The organism is Euryhalocaulis sp. (assembly GCF_013911995.1).
GTDB lineage: Bacteria > Pseudomonadota > Alphaproteobacteria > Caulobacterales > Maricaulaceae > Euryhalocaulis > Euryhalocaulis caribicus.
Genome location: NZ_JACESD010000032.1, coordinates 1 through 18,189, shown reverse-complemented (window position 1 = coordinate 18,189; position 18,189 = coordinate 1). Strand labels below are relative to the sequence as shown.

Below are 18,189 nucleotides of genomic sequence, written 5' to 3'. Positions count from 1 at the left end.
GCTTCCTGCGAGGGACGATGTCCGCCGCTCTTACAATATCCATAGATGCGATGGGCGGCGACGGCGCGCCCGCGGCGATCGTTGACGGCGTGGCCCGCGCGGCGCGGCGCGGCAACGGCGCGCACTATCTGCTGCATGGCTGCGAGTCCGAAATTGCGTCGCTGCTGGAAAAGCACCCGGACGCGGCGAAGGTCTCTGAAATCCGGCATTCCGATACCTGGGTCACCATGACCGACAAACCCTCGGAAGCGCTGCGCCGGGCGCGCGGGTCCAGCATGTGGAACGCGGTCGAGAGCGTGAAGCATGGCGAGGCGAATGTCGCGATCTCCGCCGGCAATACCGGCGCGCTGATGGCGATTTCCAAGATCGTGCTGCGCATGAAAAAGGGCGTTCACCGCCCGGCCATCGCCGCCAGCTGGCCCAATCCGAAGGGGTACAGCGTGGTGCTGGACGTTGGCGCGAATATCGAGGTCGAGGAAACCCAGCTGGTCGAATTCGCCATTATGGGCGAGGCGTTCTGCCGGGCCGTGCACGGCGTGACACGGCCGAGCGTCGGGCTGCTGAATGTCGGCGCCGAGGAAATGAAGGGCAATTCTATCGTCCAGGGGGCGGCCAAGCTGCTGCAGGAAGCGCATCTGGACCTTGATTATTACGGCTATGTCGAAGGCAACGACATCAGCGCCGGAGTGGTGGACGTGGTGGTGACCGACGGGTTCACCGGCAATGTCGCGCTGAAGACGGCGGAAGGAACCGCAAAGCTGGTCGCCGGGTTCATCCGTGAAGGGTTGACCAGTTCGGCGCTGTCCAAGCTGGGCGCCCTGATGGCGCGCGGCGGCCTGAACGTGGTGCGCCAGAGAATGGATCCGCGGAACGTGAATGGCGGGGTGTTTCTGGGTCTGAATGGAATCGTGGTGAAAAGCCATGGCGGAACGGACGGGCAGGGGTTCGCACAGGCTTTGAACGTGGCGTTGGATATGGCGAAGAGTTCTTACTTGTCTGAGATCGAGAAAAATCTGGCCCGGCTGGAACGGGTCGATGTCGAGGACGCGCTGGCCGCGCCGGAGACAGTCAATTGACCGCTGAACGCCGGTCCGTCGTCCGCGGGGTCGGGGGCTATTTGCCCGAAAAGGTCCTGACCAATGCCGAGCTGGCCTCCATGGTCGAGACCAGCGATGAGTGGATACGCGAACGCACGGGCATTCAGGAGCGCCATATCGCCGCCGAAGGCGAAACCACCGCCGACATGGCGGTAAAGGCGGCCGAACACGCCCTGAAAAACGCCGGTCTGGAGGCCGGCGAAATTGATCTGATCGTGCTGGCCACGGCGACGCCCGATTACACCTTCCCCGCCACCGCCACGATTGTTCAGGAGCGGCTGGGCGTGCGGCAGGGCGCAGCGTTCGACGTGCACGCGGTATGCAGCGGTTTCGTCTATGCGCTGGCGACCGCGGACAATTTCCTGGCCCGAGGGCAGGCTAAGACCGCGCTGGTCATCGGTTCGGAGACATTCTCGCGTATCCTGGACTGGGAGGACCGTTCGACCTGCGTGCTGTTCGGCGACGGCGCCGGGGCGCTGGTCATGACGGCGGAAGACCCGCAGAGCGAACGCGGTGTCATGCAGACCTATATCCGGTCTGACGGCCGCTATCGCGATCTGCTTTATGTCGATGGCGGGCCTTCGACCACGAAGACGGTCGGGCATCTGCGCATGTCTGGCAATCAGGTATTCCGGCATGCGGTCGGCAAGATTTCGGAATCGATCGAGCACGTGATGCAGGACGCCGGCCTGACGGCGGACGATATCGACTGGTTCGTGCCGCATCAGGCAAACCAGAGAATTCTCGACAGTGTTGCCAAGAAACTGAAAATTCCGGAGGGGCGGGTGGTTTCCACTGTCGCGCGTCACGGGAATACCTCGGCGGCGTCGATTCCGCTGGCGATGAGCGAAGCATTCGAGGATGGGCGCATCCAGCCGGGCGACAATGTGCTGATCGAGGCGCTTGGCGGCGGCTTCACCTGGGGCGCCGCCCTCATAAAGTTCTAACCAAAACTTGACGTTGACGGGGCCGCGCGGGGTCCATAGCTTGTCCGCTCCGCCGTGGGGAGAAACTTGAGACAATGAGCAAAACGCTGACCCGCGCTGATCTGGCCGAAGCGGTTTACGAAGAAATCGGCCTTTCCCGGCAGGATTCCACGGAACTGGTTGAATCCCTGCTGGACACAATCAGCAGCAGGTTGGCGCAGGGGCAGTCCGTCAAGCTGTCCTCCTTCGGCGCTTTCAATGTTCGCGACAAGAACGGCCGGATCGGACGCAACCCGAAAACCGGCGAAGAGGTGCCGATCGAACCGCGGCGCGTGCTGGTGTTCAAACCGTCACAAGTGCTCAAGGACCGGATCGACGGCAAGCTTTCGAAATAATCCCATGCCGCACGGAAAATCCGACCGCGCCTACCGCACTATCGGCGAAGCGTCCAAGGAACTGGATATCCCCGCGCATGTCCTGCGTTTCTGGGAAACCAAGTTTCATCAGATCAAACCCTTGAAACGCACTGGCGGCCGGCGCTTTTACCGGCCGCAGGACCTTGCCCTGATCGCGCGCATCAAGACGCTGCTCTATGATGAGGGCATGACGATCAAGGGCGTGCAGAAAGTCCTCAAGGACAATGGCGTCGCCGCCGTCATCGAAGGCGAGGGGGGCGCCCCCGCCATGCCCGCCGGTTCCCCGCAACTGGCCCGCCGCCTTGGCGAAGTCGCCCGCGACCTGAGTGCGGCGAAAAGCCGTCTGGACGAGGCTCTCGCCAAGCGGCACTGACGGAAGCGTTGCGGCGCTGCGCCGTGCACCCTATAAGCCGGTTTCCCGCGATCTTGATACGGAGCGTGGCGCAGCCCGGTTAGCGCACCAGTCTGGGGGACTGGGGGTCGCCGGTTCGAATCCGGCCGCTCCGACCATCGCGGGAATTTTTCGTTATGACCGACATTTATTCGGCGCAACTCGACCTCAAGCCACGGCGAAACTCCAGCACCGCGATCGTGGTCTGGCTGGGCGTGTTGTGCGCGCTGGTCGTCGCCATGATCCTGATTGGCGGACTGACCCGGCTGACCGATTCCGGCTTGTCCATCACTGAATGGAAACCCGTGACCGGCGCCGTGCCCCCGCTGAGCGATGCCGCCTGGCAGGCCGAGCTGGAAAAATACCGCCAGATCCCGGAATACCAGTTGCAGAACCACGGCATGAGCATGGCCGAGTTCAAGGCCATCTATTGGTGGGAATGGGGGCACCGCTTCCTGGGGAGGCTGATCGGCCTGGCCTTTGCCGTGCCTTTTCTGATTTTTCTTGTTATGCGGCGGATTTCCTGGCCGCTGGCGCGCCGCCTGCTGGCGATATTGCTGCTGGGCGGGCTGCAGGGCGCGGTTGGCTGGTGGATGGTTTCCAGCGGACTGGTCGACCGTCTAGATGTCAGCCAGTACCGGCTGGCGACGCATCTGGGCCTGGCGCTGGTCATTCTGGCCGCGCTGTTCTGGACGATACTGGAATGCGCGCCTCCGCGCCTGACGCCAAAGGGAGAGCCCGCGGCCATTCGTGTTTCAACGGCGCTGGTTGTCCTGATCTTCGTGCAGATCATAAGCGGCGCCTTTGTCGCCGGGCTGGACGCCGGCATGATCTACAACACCTGGCCGTCAATGGATGGCGGGTTCATGCCCGCCCACCTGCAAGCCGGCGATTTTGTCTGGAAAGATATTTTCGAGGATCGCGGCGTTACCCAGTTCAATCACCGTATCGGCGCCTATCTGGTGCTGCTCGGCGTAACAGCCGCCTGGCTGTTCGTGCGCGGCGGCGCATATGGCCGCGCCAGGGTCTGGCTGAATACGCTGATGGCGGTGGCGTGGCTGCAGGCCGCGCTGGGCGTGGCGACGCTGCTGAGCGTCACGGCGCTTCCGCTGGGGGTCGCCCACCAGACCGGCGCGGTCCTGCTGCTGATGTCAGCCCTCGGCTTTGCTCACGATTCACGCGGCGGTTTTGGCGCGAAACGGTTTTCCGGTTCGGAGAGCGAGCGCTCCACATAGCCGTAATCGATGAATTTCAGCATCCGGTCAGAACCGTCAGAGACGGCGAGAAAACCGTCCGGATAGGCCCCGCCATAGGTTTCCCCGCTGACATCCAGCGCGCCGGGATTGACCAGCGCGGGGACGGTCAGGCCCGGCCCGAAGGTGAGGGTCTGGCTGGTCTCCAGCGAATTTGGATCCAGCAATTGAACGCTGTCTCCCGTGGCGGCGGCCAGGTTTCCCTGCCCGGACAGAACGGCGTAGCCCATGCCGGAGACATTCAGGTCCCGTTGCGCCGTCGCCTCGCCATTTGCGTCTATGCGGGCCAACTGGCTGAGAGGGGAGGAGACGTAGAGAGCGCCGCCCGCCGGGTCATAAGCGCAGCGCCGCGCGCTGAATGGCGCGTCAAACCCTGTCACGCGCTCCGCGCTTAGCTGTTCCGCCCCGGTATCGCGAACGCGCCAGCGTTCAACCTGCCCGTCCGCGCCGAGCGCGAAGAAGTCCAGCCGGCTTTGATCGGAGTCGGCCGTGCATACCGCCCGGATTTCGATTTCGGTATCGAGCCCGGAGACCGGCACTTCCAGCAGCGCGCTTTGCTCGGCGCTGAATCCGATGAAATCGACGGTTCCGGTTTCCAGATTGGCGGCTGCGATCAGCGGCAAGGCCGACCCCCGCAGCTGGAAACCCGAAGAGGCCGCCAGCGAACCATATGCCGGTCCGGCCTGTTCAGCCACAACGCCGCCATCGACATTGAAAATCGTCAGGCCGCCGCTTTCCGGCGCGCCGGCGATCACTCCGTTATAGACAATATCGGCATTGGGCAGGGCGTGGACCGCCGTCAGGGGGCTTTCCAGTTCATCACTGGACGCGGTGACGACAAGATCGGTCGCCTGGCTCTGCGCCTGTTCGCCATCCTGTGTTTCCGCGGTGTCGGTTTCTGCGGCGTCCTGACCGCAAGCGGCGAGCAGGGCGGCTGCGGCCGCCATGCTGAAAAGGGCGCTGCGGCGGCGTATAATGTGGGAAACCGGCATCAAGTATCTCCGATCGAATTCGTGTTTGCGTCACTATCGCATAATTGTCTGGGGAGATAGCAAGCATGCGCCGTTCGACAATCCGGTAAAATAATACCGCATGCATAAAATCATGTTTTATAGCGGTATTTTTCCGTGTTTGAATTGACATCAGTTGCACAGCGCCGTACACCGCGCGCCGAACAGCGGCCCGTTTGAGTGCGGGGCGCGTCACCCGTTATCAGGTATCGAAGATTATGAAGACCTTTTCCGCCAAACCCGCGGAGATCGAAAAGGACTGGATCGTCGTTGACGCCAAGGGCGCCGTGGTTGGCCGTCTGGCCGCCTTCGTGGCGTCGCGTCTGCGCGGCAAGCACCGTCCCGATTACACTCCGCATGTCGATTGCGGCGACAATGTCGTCATCGTCAACGCCGACCAGGTTGTCTTTACGGGCAACAAGCTGACCGACAAGCGCTATTACCGTCACACCGGCCACCCGGGCGGCATCAAGTCGACCACTCCGGCCGAAGTGCTGGGCGGCGATCATGCCGAGCGCGTCGTCAAGAAGGCTGTCGAGCGCATGCTTCCCAAGGAAAGCCCGTTGGCCCGCCAGCAGATGTCCAATCTGCGCGTTTACACCGGCGCCGAGCATCCGCATGAGGCTCAGAAGCCCGAAACCATCGATTTCAAGGCGCTGAACGCCAAGAATGTGAGGATCAAATAATGGCCGATCAGGTTCGCTCTCTCGAAGACCTGAAAGAGGCGCTTTCCGACGCTGACAGCGTTGAGGAAGCCACCGAAGGCGGCGTCCCGTCCATTGACGAGGAAGCCCTGCCGGAGCCGAAGATCGACGAGCATGGCCGCGCCTATGGCACCGGCCGCCGGAAAAAGGCGATCGCCCGCGTTTGGGTCAAGCCGGGTTCCGGCCGCATCACGATCAACGGCAAGTCGGAAGAAGACTATTTCGCCCGTCCGGTCCTGCGCATGCTGCTTCGTCAGCCGCTGCTGGCCGCCGAGCGCAATGACGAGTTCGACGTGATCGCCACGGTTCGCGGCTCCGGCCTGTCCGGTCAGGCGGGCGCGGTGCGTCACGGCATTGCCCGGGCGATGGTCAATTACGAACCGGCGCTGCGCGCGGTCCTGAAGCCGGGAAGCTTCATGACGCGGGACAGCCGCGCGGTGGAACGCAAGAAGTACGGCCGCAAGAAAGCGCGGAAGAGCTTCCAGTTCTCCAAGCGTTAATCGAGCCGGTCTCGACTGTTGGAAAGGGGCGTCCCGGATACGGGGCGCCCTTTTTTTACGCCTCGCGTCGGCTACAAATGGCACAAAACTTTTATCAGAGAGCGCATTCTTGACGGCTTCCCCGGACAATACCGAACCCGCGCAGGCGGACATTCACGCCATCATAAAGCTCTACAGCGCCGGGCGGCTGGATGCGGCCGAAGCGCAAACCCGCAACCTCCTCCAGGCGCATCCGCGGGTTAGCCGGCTGCACAATCTGCTGGGCGCCTGTCTGGCCGGGCAGGGGCGACTTGATGAAGCGGTGAAGTGCTATCGCGACGTCCTGGATATCGATTCATCCCATGCGGGGGCGCAAAACAATCTTGGCCTGGCGCTGATGCAGCTGGGCGACGAGGCCGGGGCGGAACAGGCTCTGCGCCGGGCCGTGGCGCTGGACCCCTCGCTCGCGGAGGCGCATCAGAGCCTTGGCGCGCTGGTTCACCGCCATGGCGAGGTCGAGGAGGCCGCCAGACACTACCGCCTTGCGGTCAAGGCCAAGCCCGACCACGCGGCGGCCTGGAAAAATCTGGGGTCCGCGCTGGAAACCCTCAATCAGCCCGGCGAGGCGGAAACGGCTTACCGGAGGGCGATCGAGGCGGATCTTGGCTTTGCAGAAGCCTATAACGGCCTTGGCGGTGTGCTGCGCACGCAGGGAAAGCTGGAAAACGCCGCGGAATGTTGCCGCAAGGCGGCGGAGCTGAAGCCTGATTATGCCGCCGCATTCAATAATCTCGGCTCCATCCTGAAGGCGCAGGGACGGCTGAACGAAGCGGCGGCGGAATATCGCCGCGCGCTGGCCCTGAACCCGGACATGCCCGAAGCACACTATAATCTGGGCCTGACTTTGCAGGCCGATAACCGTCTGGAAGAGGCGGCCAGCGCCTACGAGGCGGCCAATATCAGGGATGCCGGCGAGCGCGCGGCCCTCTGCTATTACAAGACCCGTCAGTTCGACACGTTCCGAACGCGGCTGGCGGCCTTGAGCGAGGGCGCGCATGTTTCGCCGCTTACCGCGTCGCTGTCCGCCCATCATGCGCGCAATTTCCAGACGGAAGACGCTTATCGTTTCTGTCCGCAGCCGGCGGGCTTCATCCATAAAGGGCATGTGAGCGCGCTCACCCGGGACGGCTCCGGGCTTCGCGCAGCGCTTCTCAAGGATATCGAGGCGGCGGAGATCGAGGACCGGAAACAGAAACTTCTGCATCAGGGCGTGCAATCTTCCGGGCATTTGTTCCAACGGCCCGAGCAATCCTTCGCCGATCTGGCCGCGCTGATCCGGGACGAGATCGCGCGTTACCGGCAGACATTCGCGGGCGCCGATTGTGTTTATATCCAGCGTTTTCCGGAAAAGGTCGAATTCACCGGCGCCTGGTACGTGGAGATGAAACAGGGCGGGCATCTGGACGCCCATATCCATGAGGGCGGCTGGCTAAGCGGCGTGGTCTATCTGGCCATGCCGCAGGCGCGCTCGGGCGATGAAGGCAATATCGGCTTCAGCGTGCAGGGCGGGGGATACCCGAAGCTCCGCGATGATTTTCCCGAAACCATCATGCCGGTGGGTCTCGGCGATATCGTCCTGTTCCCGTCCTCGCTCTTCCATCGCACGATTCCGTTCGCGGCGGACGAAGACCGGATCTGCGTTTCGTTCGACCTTAAGCCCGCGGCGAACGCCTAGCTTTTCACCAGCACGTTCTTCCCGGGCGCCGGGTAAAGCGGTTTCAGCTTGCCGTCGCCCGGTTTACGCGCCGGGATTTTCTTGCCGGAGCGGTAGCTGAGCCATTGTTTCCAGTCCGGCCACCAAGAGCCGTCCTGCCGCTCCGCGCCTTCCAGCCAGGCCTGCTCGTCCTTGGGCAGGTTATTGTTGACCCAGTAATGATACTTATTGGCCGCCGGCGGGTTGATGACGCCCGCAATATGGCCCGACCCCGCCAGCATGAAGCGCGTCTTGCCGCCAAATTGCTTCGCGCCGCGATAGACGGACGGGTAGGGGGCGATGTGATCGGTTTCCGATGACTGGATATAGGCGGGCGTCTTGATGTCCTTGAGGGACAGCGTCTCGCCCATCAGCTCCAGCTTGCCCTCGGAAAGCGCGTTCTTCTGGTAATATTCCCGCAGATAGAGCATGTGCAGCGCCTTGGGCATGCGCGTCTGGTCGGCGTTCCAGTAAAGAAGGTCGAAGGCTTTCGGCTCCCGTCCCAGCAGGTAGTTGTTCACATAGAAGGACCAGATCAGGTCGTTGGCGCGCAGCATGTTGAAGGTGTCGGCCATGGAACGGCCGTCCAGCACGCCGCCCTGCGCGTCGATGATGCGTTCGATCTCCTCCAGCCACGGCTCCTCGGTGAACATCTGCAGATCGCCGGCGTCGCTGAAATCGGTCTGGGCGGCGAAGAAGGTCGCGGACTGGATACGGTCGTCGCCGCGCTTGGCCATCAGCGCCAGCGTGGTCGCCAGCAGCGTGCCGCCGATACAGTAACCGACGGCGTTGACCTTCTCCTCGCCTGTTGCGTCCTTCACCGCCTCCAGCGCCGCGAATACGCCGTCTTCGATGTAGTCCTCAATGGTCTTGCCGGCTAGCGACGAGTCCGGGTTCACCCAGGAGACCAGGAAAACGGTGAAGCCCTGATCCACGAGCCAGCGGATCATCGAATTCCCCTCCCGCATGTCGAGGATGTAGAATTTGTTGATCCAGGGCGGGAAGATCAGCAGCGGAATGGAATAAGTCTCGTCCGTGGCGGGGGCGTACTGGATCAGCTCGATCAGCTCGTTCCTGAACACCACCTCGCCGGGCGCGGCGGCGAGATCCTCGCCCACCTTGAAGCCTTCGGTGTCGCTCTGGCGCAGAACCAGCTTGCCGTCGCCCGCTTCCAGATCCTGTACAAGATTGACCATGCCCTTCACCAGATTTTCGCCCTTGGTCTTCTGGATTTCGTCCAGAACGTCCGGATTGGTCAGGGCGAAATTTGTCGGCGACAGGGCGTCCACGAATTGTTGCGTATAAAATTCGATCTTGTGTTTTTCTTTTGGATCAAGGTCTTCCGCTGCATCTATCAGGTCATGCATAAACCGCGCGTTCAGCAGATAGGCCTGCTTGATCGTATCGAAATAGGGGTTGCCGCTCCACGCTTCGGCGCGGAACCGCTTGTCGCCCGGCTGGGCCTCTATCACCGGCTCGACGTCCTCGCCCGCCGCGCGGCGGGCGGCGGAAGACCAGAGATCGGCGAAGCCGCTCATCATGTTCATCTGTGCGGCCATCACCTTTTCGGGATGCGCCATGGCGCTCTGCCAGGCTTCGGACATTGTGTCGCCCAGCCCGAACGGATCCTGGGTCGCAGACGGGGTTTTGGACATCTGGGTCTGAAGCATGCGGCCCAGAGCCTGATTTCCGCGCACCGCGGCGTCCAGCATGTTGCGGGACAGCGCGTCGAGCGATTCCAGGTCCGGCGCGCTCATGCCTTCCCACGGGTTCATGCCGGGCGTTGCGCCTTTGGACTTGCCGCCTTTTGAAGTCTTGTCGCTCATGTCTCAAAAGTCCGCTCTTACGTCTGGCGTCATCGCCGGGAATTGGATAAGGCATATGAACCATGACGCGAAGCAACGCCATTGTCACAGGGGCCGCCCTGATTTGTCTCACGCTGGGCGCGGCCGGTTGTTCCACCGCGTTCGCCGATTTCAATGACGGCGCGCCGGAATCAAAGACCTATCCGCGCTTTGGCGATCTGCCGGCGGAGCCTGAAGGCGTGCCGAGCGATCGGGAATGGAACCAGCGCGTCGACGCCATGATCGCCACGCGAGAGCAGCTCGACTCAAACGCCGAGGCAGCGGCCAGCGGCCCGCCCCCGGACGCCGAGAGCGCGGCTGAAGAGGCCCGGCAAAAAGCGAATCCCGGCCAGCGCCGGCGCTGACCTTCATCTTGCCTTGCGGCGCAAATCCGCCCAAGACAATGGCCTTGAATTCAATTGATCACATTGCGGAGGCAACGCAGCGATGAGCGAGCGTGTGCGACTGAACCCATCCCTCGCCAATGGCGTATTGGAGGCCGCTGAGCGCGGCGCCATCGCCGCTTCGAAACTGACCGGCGGCGGCGACAAGATGGCCGCCGACCAGGCGGCGGTGGACGCCATCCGCACCGCGTTGAACGAAATACCCATGCGCGGCCGCATCGTGATCGGCGAGGGCGAACGCGACGAAGCGCCCATGCTGTATATCGGCGAGGAAGTGGGCACGGGAGAGGGGCCGGAAACCGATATCGCCCTTGACCCTCTGGAAGGCACCACGCTGTGCGCCAAGGCCTGGCCCAGCGCGCTTTCGGTGATCTCCATCGCCCCGCGCGGCGGGCTGCTGCACGCGCCCGACACCTATATGGACAAGATCGCGGTCGGCCCGGGCTATCCCGATGGCGTTGTCGATCTGGACGCGGATTCCGCCACGAACGTAAAGGCGCTGGCCAAGGCCAAGGGCGTCGATCCCGGCCAGATCACGGTCTGCGTGCTGGACCGCGACCGCCATGACGAGGTGATCGCCGGCATCCGCAGCGTGGGCGCAAAAGTTTTCCTGATCCCGGACGGCGATATTGCGGGCATCATCAACACGACGAACCCGGAAATCGGCATCGATATGTATATCGGCCGGGGGGCCGCGCCCGAGGGCGTGCTGGCGGCCTCCGCCTTGCGGTGCGTCGGCGGACAGATGAAGGGGCGCCTGTATTTCCGCAATGATGACGAGCGCGAACGCGCCACGCGACTGGGCGTCACCGATTTCGACAAAATCTATGACCTGACGGAACTGGCCTCTGACGACGTGATCTTTGTCGCGTCGGGCGTCACGCGTGGCGAGATGCTGGACGGCGTGCGCTGGCGTGGCGGCGATGTGGAAACCGAATCGCTGGTCATGGATTCCGCGCGGGGAACGGTGCGCCGGGTCAGGACGCGGCGCGCCGCCACGGCGTGACCGCCGAGGCCGCATCTGAAACCGGCGGCGCCTTTCTGGGCGTCGAACGCTCCATAAGCGGAAAATCATGGCGGCTGCGCGAGGCTGACGAGGCCGACGCGCTGGCCATCGCCCGCGCGCTGGACGCGCCGGAGGCGTTGGGGCGAATCCTCTCTGCCCGCGGCGTGACGCCCGACATTGCGCAAGGCTTTCTCAAGCCGACGCTGAAGGGGGAGTTTCCCGATCCGTCGAGCTTTGCCGATATGGATCGGGGCGCGGCCCGCATCGCCGACGAGATCGAAAAAGGCGGGCCGATCGGCATTTTTGCAGATTACGACGTCGACGGGGCCAGCTCGGCCGCGCAGCTGATCCGCTATCTCCGGCCGCTGGGCATCGAGACGCCGATTTACGTGCCCGACCGTGCGAAGGAAGGTTACGGCCCCACGGGCGAATCCCTGCTGTCTCTCAAGGCAAAAGGGTGCGGCGCGGTCATCACGGTTGATTGCGGCGCGGCGGCCTATGAGGCGCTGGAGGCCGCCGCAGAAGGCGGTCTGGATGTCGTGGTTCTGGACCATCACCTGATGCAGGGCGAGCCGCCGCGCGCGGCGGCCATGATCAATCCGAACCGGGTTGATTGCGCGTCCGGGCAGGGGCATCTGGCCGCCGCCGGCGTCACTTTCATTTTCCTGGCCGCGCTGGCGCGGGAGTTGCGGCGCCGCGATTATTTCAAAGGCCGGGACGAGCCGGACATTCTTTCCTTTCTCGATCTCGCGGCGCTGGGCACGGTTTGCGACATTGTTCCTCTGACTGGGGTGAACCGCGCCATCGTGGCGCAGGGCGCGCGCGTGATGAGCGCGCAGGGCAATGCCGGGCTGAAAGCCCTGGCCGAAAGCGCCGGCGCCTCGCCGCCCTTTGCCGAATACCACGCCGGATTCATTTTTGGCCCGCGAATCAATGCCGGAGGGCGGATCGGCGATTCAAGCCTTGGCGCGCGCCTCCTCTCCACGGACGACGCCGAAGAAGCCCGGCAGATCGCCGGGGAGCTGGAACGCCTCAACGCTGACCGCAAAGCCATTGAAACCGCCGTGGTCGACGAAGCCAGCCTGGCCGCGGACCGCTCTGTCGTATCCGACACCGAACCGGCCGTGATTGTCGCGTCTGGCGAAGGATGGCCGCCGGGCGTGGTTGGTTTGGCCGCATCCCGCCTCGTGGAACGCTATGGCCGTCCGGCGGTGGTTGTTGGCATAGAGGAGGGCGGTCTGGGCCGCGGCTCGGGCAGGTCGATCAAGGGCGTCAATCTGGGCGGCGCGATTTCCGATCTTCGCAAACAGGGCATGCTGGAATCAGGCGGCGGGCACGCCATGGCCGCCGGGCTTTCGATTCGCAAAGAGAATATTCCGGCCTTCGAATCGGCGCTGTCCGAGCGGTTGGCGGACGAGGTTGCCGCCGCCACGGCGACCGCCAGCCTGCGTCTGGACGCCCTGATCAGTCCATCCGCTGCGAATCTGGCGCTGGTGGAAATGGTGCAGGCTGCCGGGCCATTCGGTCCGGGTAATCCACAGCCGGTCTTTGCATTTTCGAACCTGCGCGTGGCCTATGCCGAGCGGGTCGGCGGCGCGCATGTGCGTGCGGCTTTTGAGGATTCATCAGGGTTGCGGCTGAACGCCATCGCGTTCCGCGTGGCCGATACGCCGGTGGGAGAGGCGTTGCTGAACGCCGGCGACCGCCGGGTCAATCTGGCCGCGCGCCTGAAACTGGACGAGTGGAACGGCCGCCGCCGCGTCGACGCGCATGTGGTTGATCTCGCCTGGCGCTGAAAAATGTCTGCGCAGATGCGATGACCGGCTTGCGTCCCTCATCAGGGCGCTCTATATCGGCGCGCTCATTGCGGGCCCTTCGTCTAGTGGTTAGGACGCCAGGTTTTCAACCTGGAAACAGGGGTTCAATTCCCCTAGGGCCTGCCAATTCTCTCTCCCCACATATCGTCGGTTTGCGCCGTTGCACCCTAAAGGGAACGCGTGGCGGCCAACCTCGTTAGAGGCTCGTTAGCTACACTGATCGGGAGTTGGCTGAACGTGCTGTCGTGGTTCAACGAAAACAGCAATGTGCTCACCATGTTCGCGAACGTGGCGATGGTGGTGATCTGGATCGGCTATTTCCAGCTCTTCTTTTTCAATTACCGTCGACAGAACCGGTCCAGCCTCTTCATCACGCGCGCACAAGGCTCCGGCGCGGAGGCGACAATACTCGTAACGAATATGAGCGCGGCCCGGTTCTACGTGACAAATGTCCTGGTTGCCTCGCCGGAAAAGGCTGACTGGACGGAGATAACCGAACGGCCCGCGAACGAGGAATGTGATTCCCTGCAGGGCCCTCTGGGGCCAGGGGACACCATCTCTCTGGGGTCTCTGGTTTCCCTAACTGGCAGTGTGAAGTCCGGTGACGGAGAGCAGGATGCAACCGTTCTGGTGATCGGCCATCACGGCACTCAGGAAAAACCGGTGGGCGCGCGCCGGACCTTTTTCGTTTTCGAAGAGGACGGCGAACTTCGTTCAGGCAGCCGTTCCGCGAAAATCGAACAATTGCGCAGCGGCGCAGACAGCAAGTGGCTCACTCGGCTTAGAGAAGAATTCGCCTTGAAATGACCGTCACAGCAGGTTTGAAGCGTTGCAGCTTCAAACGCTTGCCGCTAGCGTCCCGCCCATGCGCACTTTGATCTTCTCCCTCGCCGCCGCCGCGCTTTTTAGCGCCCCCGCCATCGCTCAGGACGAGGCGGCCGCGTCGCCGGCCCAGCTCCCGCCCGATGCGGAAGAGGCGGTCGTCGAATATGGCGGACCGGAGCCGCTGACCGTTCGTTCCGGCGACAGCGGCGTCGAGTTTTCCGTGGAGATCGCCGACGAGCCGCGTTCCCGTTCCCGCGGCATGATGTACCGCGATGCGGTGGGCGAGAATGAGGGAATGCTGTTCCTCTACGGATCGCCCCGCGTGGTTTCCATCTGGATGAAGAACACGCAGATCCCGCTGGACGTCATCTATATCAAATCCGACGGCGTCATCGCCAAGATCGTGCGCCAGGCCGTTCCGTTCTCCCTGCAGAGCCTGTCATCCGAAACGCCGGTTCAGGGCATCCTGGAGATCGGCGGCGGTCAGGCCGAGGCGCTGGGCATCCAGACCGGCGATGTCGTGGAGCACGCCGCCTTCGGAACGGCGCAGCAGCCAGCCCCGGCAAATGACAATGACGTTTCGGCGGATGACGCCGATAGCGAAGAGCCCGCGACCGACGCCGCGCAATAGTGGCCCGCATGCTTGCTTTCATAAGTCATTGCTTCATAGAAACCGCGTAAGACGCATCGTCATGCGACGGCGGGGAGTGGCGCAGCCTGGTAGCGCATCTGCTTTGGGAGCAGAGGGTCGCTGGTTCGAATCCAGTCTCCCCGACCATGTTTGAGACAGACTTGCAGGATTTACGGCATGTACGCGAAAATCTACCGCCCCGCGAAAACCGCCATGCAGTCCGGCCGCGCCGGCACGAAGGAATGGGTTCTGGAATTTGAACCGGAAACCGCGCCGCGCTCCATCGACCCGCTGATGGGCTGGACGCGCCTTTCCGACATGCGCGAGGAAGTCCGCATGGAATTCAACACGCGGGAGGCGGCCGTGGAATTCGCCAAGCGGAACAAGATTCCGCACAGGGTTGTCGAACCGCGCGAGCCGCGCCGCGTCATCAAATCCTACGGCTCCAATTTCGCCTCAGGCCGGAAGAGACCCTGGACCCATTAGGCGGTCCATTCCGGCCCCGTAGCTCAACTGGATAGAGCGCCGGCCTTCTAAGCCGATGGTTGCAGGTTCAAGTCCTGCCGGGGTCGCCAGTTTCCAGGATCAATCGCCGCCAAATTGATCAATCGCCTGCAGCATGGCGGTGACCTGCGCGCGTTCTTCCTCGGTCAATTCCGGGCGCCAGATTTCGAACAACAGAATGACCCGCGTTTCGGCGCTGTCGTTCCAGGCCTCGTGCGCGATGGAATCGTCGAAGATCATCAGCCGACCTTCCTTCCATTCGCGCGTCTCGTTGCCGACGCGGAAACCGCACCCGTCCGGCACGATCAGCGGCAGGTGACAGATCAGCCGCGTATTGACCAGGCCGTTATGCGCTGGAATGCGCGAGCGCGGCGCCAGCTTTGAAAACAGGATGGAGGGCAGGCGACCTTTCACATCGGTGACCGGCGCGGCGTCCAGCGCCTTTTCGGTCGCCGGGCAGCGGTCGGCGTTTTCATCCTGCCGCGCGCCGTCCTTCCAGAGATAAAAGGCGCTCCAGTCCGTATTGCCGCGCATGCCGTGCGTGTCGTGCTGTGGCAGGTCCTCCCGGCCCTCGACATAGGGGTTGAAGGCGGCTTCATCGCCCATCACGCCCTGCAATTCGCCCCGAATGGCGTCCGTGGCGGCCTCGACCGTTTCGCGCCACTCAAATTGCGCGGGATCATAGAACTGCACCTGGGGCAGTTCAGGGAAATAATAGCGGCGCGGTTGCTGGAAATAGCGCTGCTTCGCGCCGGTCATGATCTCCAGCGATTGCGCGAAGCGCGATTGCGGTTTCAGGGGCGCGCCGGAAAGCGTCTCCACGCGTTCTCGCAGGAAGGCGCCGAACTCGGCCGTGTGCTTGTCTATGGCGTCTTCCATGCGCGCCACGTCCTGCTGCACGTCAGGGGGCAGTTGCGGCGCTTGCTCGGCGATGCGCAGGGCGGTCATGTAAAAGGTGGCGGCGCGCCGCTTGTCGCCTTCGCCCGCGATCATGTCGCCTTTCAGGATCAGCGCCCGCAGATTCCGGGGCTCCAGCTCCAGCGCCTTGTCCAGCGCGGCCGCCATGCGGTCAGCTTCGCCGCGATCGCGGTGAGCGCAGGCCAGCCCGTACCAGATCGAGCTGTCGGCCTGCCCCATATCGATTACCCGCTGCAGGAAATCCCGCGCCTGTTCCGGCGCGCCGTTACGGAGCGCCTGAACCGCGGCCTGGGCGAGGGTGCGCTTGTCTGTCACCGGGGCGTTCATCATGTGTCCTTTGCGGCCGAGAGGGCCTGTTCCAGATCGGCGATCAGGTCGCCGGCGTTTTCCAGCCCGATCGACAGGCGGATCAGCTGGCCATCCCCGTCCCAGGGGATTACGGCGCGGCGAATTTGCGGATTGCAGACGATAGCCAGACTCTCGAACCCGCCCCAGGAAAAACCAAGCCCGAACAGGTTCAGCGCGTTCAGGAAGCGATTGGCGGTCTCCCGTCCGCCCTCCAGCTCGAAGGCGAACAGGCCGCTGGCCCCGTTGAAGTCGCGCTTCCAGATTTCGTGGTCCCGGTTGCCCGGCAGCCCGGGATGGATGACGCGCGTTACGCTTGGCTGTCTCTGCAGGAATTCCGCGGCCGCCAGACCGCTGGCTTCGTGCTGCCGCATCCGGGCGGGAAGGGTTCTCAGCCCGCGCAGCGCCAGATAACAGGAATCGGAATCCGCCGTGACGCCATAGCGGCGTAGCGTGTTGCCGATACGCGCGCCCAGATCCGCGTCCATGGTCAGGATCGCGCCCAGCAGGACATCCGAATGACCGGACGGGTATTTGGTGGCGGCCTGAATCGCCACGTCGCAGCCCAGCGCGAACACGTCGCACAACAGCCCCGCGCTCCACGTGTCATCGATCAGCGTAAGGACGTTCCGCGCCTTTGCCGCGGCGCAGATTGCAGGAATATCCTGCACGTCCAGAGTTAGGGAGCCGGGAGATTCCAGATAGATCAGCGCGGTGTTGTCCCGGATCAATTCGGCGATGCCGTCTGAAATGCGCGGGTCATAGAACTCCACCTCCACGTTCTGCCGCGACAACTCCTCCAGCGCGAAGCTGCGCGTCGGCCCATAGGCGCTGTCGGTTATCAGGACGTGATCGCCCGTTTTGCAAAGCGCCTGTATGGAGAGCGTGCAGGCGGACAGGCCCGAAGGCGTCAGACCGCACCAGGACGCACCCTCATAAAGCGCGCAGAGCGCGTCACAGAGCGCGTCCTGACTGCCCAGCCCGAAGCGCCCATAGACTTTCCGGTCGCCGTCATAGAGGTCTTCCGCGCGCTCTATCAGCACGGTCGAGGCGCGCTCCACGGGCGGATTGGGCAATTTCACCGCCGCGCGCGGTTTCCGTCCCGCGCCGATCAGGTCGGTTTCAGGCTTGCGGGCCATCTATTCCGCGCTCATCCAGGGCGGGACCGGCAGGCCCTTTTCCTTCAGGAAAGCCGGGTTGTAGAGCTTGGACTGATAGCGTTGCCCGTAATCGCAGAGGATGGTCACGATCCGGTGGCCGGGCCCCAGCTCCCGCGCCAGCGCCATCGCGCCGGCGATATTCACGCCGGAGGAGCCGCCCAGACACAGACCTTCCTCCTCAACCAGGTTGAATAGGATTTTCAGGGCCTCCGAGTCCTCGACCCGGTAGGCGTGATCGACCTCGATCCCTTCAAGATTGGCGGTAATGCGGGCCTGGCCGATTCCTTCCGTGATGGAGGTCCCCTCCGATTTCAGTTCGCCGTGCTTGTAATAGTTATAGAGCGACGCCCCGCCCGGATCGGCGAGGCCAATGCGGATTTGCCGGTTGTGGGATTTCATCGCCATGGAGATGCCGGCCAGCGTGCCGCCGGACCCCACCGCGCAGATAAAACCGTCCAGCTTGCCCAGAAGCTCCTTGTAGATTTCCGGTCCCGTTGTGGTGCGGTGCGCCTCGCGATTGGCGACATTGTCGAACTGGTTGGCCCAGATGGCGCCGTTGGGCTCGCTCTCGTTCAGCTCCGCGGCCAGCCGGCCCGAATAGCGGGCATAGTGGTTCGGGTTGGAGTAGGGGACGGCGTCCACCTCGATCAGCTCCGCGCCCAGCAGGCGGATGGCGTCTTTCTTCTCCTGGCTCTGAGTCCTGGGG

At 63.3% G+C, this 18,189-nt stretch carries 19 protein-coding genes and 4 tRNA genes; 18 read left to right on the top strand and 5 right to left on the bottom strand.

Annotated elements, in window-relative coordinates:
• Positions 1-17: 17 nt before the first annotated feature.
• From plsX to H2040_RS09445, 6 genes are all read left to right on the top strand, one after another.
• Entirely contained in the window at positions 18-1,076 is a 1,059-nt protein-coding gene (gene plsX / locus H2040_RS09470; protein WP_287157022.1) for a phosphate acyltransferase PlsX, read from the top strand.
• Entirely contained in the window at positions 1,073-2,044 is a 972-nt protein-coding gene (locus H2040_RS09465) for a beta-ketoacyl-ACP synthase III (RefSeq protein WP_287157021.1), read from the top strand. The genes plsX and H2040_RS09465 overlap by 4 nt, the downstream gene beginning before the upstream one ends.
• A 74-nt stretch (positions 2,045-2,118) precedes the next feature.
• Positions 2,119-2,418 (top strand): integration host factor subunit alpha, encoded by a 300-nt coding sequence (locus H2040_RS09460; RefSeq protein WP_022698019.1) that lies wholly within the window; start codon positions 2,119-2,121, stop codon positions 2,416-2,418.
• 4 nt (positions 2,419-2,422) lie between these two features.
• Positions 2,423-2,812: a MerR family transcriptional regulator gene (locus tag H2040_RS09455; protein WP_027068405.1), complete on the top strand. Its 390-nt coding sequence runs from the start codon at positions 2,423-2,425 to the stop codon at positions 2,810-2,812.
• Between the two features lie 59 nt (positions 2,813-2,871).
• Positions 2,872-2,949 (top strand) — tRNA-Pro (locus tag H2040_RS09450).
• An 18-nt stretch (positions 2,950-2,967) separates the two neighbouring features.
• Positions 2,968-4,065 carry a COX15/CtaA family protein gene (locus H2040_RS09445; RefSeq protein ID WP_287157020.1) on the top strand — a complete coding sequence of 366 codons (1,098 nt, stop codon included), beginning with the start codon at positions 2,968-2,970 and terminating at the stop codon, positions 4,063-4,065.
• On the opposite strand, the gene H2040_RS09440 is transcribed toward H2040_RS09445, so the two are convergent.
• On the bottom strand, positions 3,999-5,030 hold the full coding sequence (locus tag H2040_RS09440; protein ID WP_287157019.1) for a phytase: 1,032 nt from the start codon (positions 5,028-5,030) through the stop codon (positions 3,999-4,001). The two genes, H2040_RS09445 and H2040_RS09440, sit on opposite strands and share 67 nt — an antisense overlap.
• A 281-nt stretch (positions 5,031-5,311) precedes the next feature.
• Between H2040_RS09440 and rplM the strand changes: the two genes are divergently transcribed.
• The 3 genes from rplM to H2040_RS09425 all read left to right on the top strand — a co-directional run bounded on the left by rplM (position 5,312) and on the right by H2040_RS09425 (position 8,011).
• The gene (gene rplM / locus H2040_RS09435; protein WP_353844833.1) at positions 5,312-5,779 is read left to right on the top strand and encodes a 50S ribosomal protein L13; all 468 of its coding nucleotides are present in this window, start codon (positions 5,312-5,314) and stop codon (positions 5,777-5,779) included.
• Positions 5,779-6,297 (top strand): 30S ribosomal protein S9, encoded by a 519-nt coding sequence (gene rpsI / locus H2040_RS09430; protein ID WP_022698016.1) that lies wholly within the window; start codon positions 5,779-5,781, stop codon positions 6,295-6,297. The genes rplM and rpsI overlap by 1 nt, the downstream gene beginning before the upstream one ends.
• Positions 6,298-6,406: 109 nt before the next feature.
• The gene (locus tag H2040_RS09425) at positions 6,407-8,011 is read left to right on the top strand and encodes a tetratricopeptide repeat protein (RefSeq protein WP_287157017.1); all 1,605 of its coding nucleotides are present in this window, start codon (positions 6,407-6,409) and stop codon (positions 8,009-8,011) included.
• Here the strand turns inward: H2040_RS09425 and phaC are convergent.
• A complete protein-coding gene (phaC, locus tag H2040_RS09420) occupies positions 8,008-9,855 on the bottom strand; it encodes a class I poly(R)-hydroxyalkanoic acid synthase (protein ID WP_287157016.1) in 1,848 nt (615 codons plus the stop codon). The two genes, H2040_RS09425 and phaC, sit on opposite strands and share 4 nt — an antisense overlap.
• 62 nt (positions 9,856-9,917) lie before the next feature.
• Between phaC and H2040_RS09415 the strand changes: the two genes are divergently transcribed.
• The 9 genes from H2040_RS09415 (at position 9,918) to H2040_RS09375 (ending at position 15,131) form a co-directional block, all read left to right on the top strand.
• Positions 9,918-10,238 carry a 3-hydroxybutyrate dehydrogenase gene (locus H2040_RS09415; protein ID WP_022698013.1) on the top strand — a complete coding sequence of 107 codons (321 nt, stop codon included), beginning with the start codon at positions 9,918-9,920 and terminating at the stop codon, positions 10,236-10,238.
• An 82-nt stretch (positions 10,239-10,320) separates the two neighbouring features.
• Positions 10,321-11,283, top strand: a complete 963-nt coding sequence (gene glpX, locus H2040_RS09410) for a class II fructose-bisphosphatase (RefSeq protein WP_287157015.1) — start codon at positions 10,321-10,323, stop codon at positions 11,281-11,283.
• Positions 11,280-13,079 (top strand): single-stranded-DNA-specific exonuclease RecJ, encoded by a 1,800-nt coding sequence (recJ, locus tag H2040_RS09405; protein ID WP_287157013.1) that lies wholly within the window; start codon positions 11,280-11,282, stop codon positions 13,077-13,079. The genes glpX and recJ overlap by 4 nt, the downstream gene beginning before the upstream one ends.
• A 72-nt stretch (positions 13,080-13,151) precedes the next feature.
• A tRNA-Glu gene (locus tag H2040_RS09400) sits at positions 13,152-13,226 on the top strand.
• A gap of 54 nt (positions 13,227-13,280) precedes the next feature.
• Entirely contained in the window at positions 13,281-13,907 is a 627-nt protein-coding gene (locus H2040_RS09395; protein WP_287157012.1) for a hypothetical protein, read from the top strand.
• Positions 13,908-13,965: 58 nt separating this feature from the next.
• Positions 13,966-14,556, top strand: coding sequence for a DUF192 domain-containing protein (locus H2040_RS09390; protein ID WP_287157011.1), 591 nt, complete (start codon positions 13,966-13,968; stop codon positions 14,554-14,556).
• 70 nt (positions 14,557-14,626) lie between these two features.
• Positions 14,627-14,703, top strand: a tRNA-Pro gene (locus H2040_RS09385).
• Positions 14,704-14,733: 30 nt separating this feature from the next.
• On the top strand, positions 14,734-15,042 hold the full coding sequence (locus H2040_RS09380) for an ETC complex I subunit (RefSeq protein WP_022698008.1): 309 nt from the start codon (positions 14,734-14,736) through the stop codon (positions 15,040-15,042).
• Between the two features lie 12 nt (positions 15,043-15,054).
• Positions 15,055-15,131 (top strand) — tRNA-Arg (locus H2040_RS09375).
• A gap of 10 nt (positions 15,132-15,141) precedes the next feature.
• Here H2040_RS09375 and H2040_RS09370 read toward each other — a convergent pair.
• The 3 genes from H2040_RS09370 to H2040_RS09360 form a co-directional block, all read right to left on the bottom strand.
• The gene (locus tag H2040_RS09370; RefSeq protein ID WP_287157010.1) at positions 15,142-16,308 is read right to left on the bottom strand and encodes an aspartyl/asparaginyl beta-hydroxylase domain-containing protein; all 1,167 of its coding nucleotides are present in this window, start codon (positions 16,306-16,308) and stop codon (positions 15,142-15,144) included.
• The gene (gene metC / locus H2040_RS09365; RefSeq protein WP_287157009.1) at positions 16,305-17,462 is read right to left on the bottom strand and encodes a cystathionine beta-lyase; all 1,158 of its coding nucleotides are present in this window, start codon (positions 17,460-17,462) and stop codon (positions 16,305-16,307) included. The genes H2040_RS09370 and metC overlap by 4 nt, the downstream gene beginning before the upstream one ends.
• Positions 17,463-18,189, bottom strand: a 727-nt coding sequence (locus H2040_RS09360) for a cysteine synthase A (RefSeq protein WP_287157008.1), incomplete at its 5' end; no start/stop codon positions are given.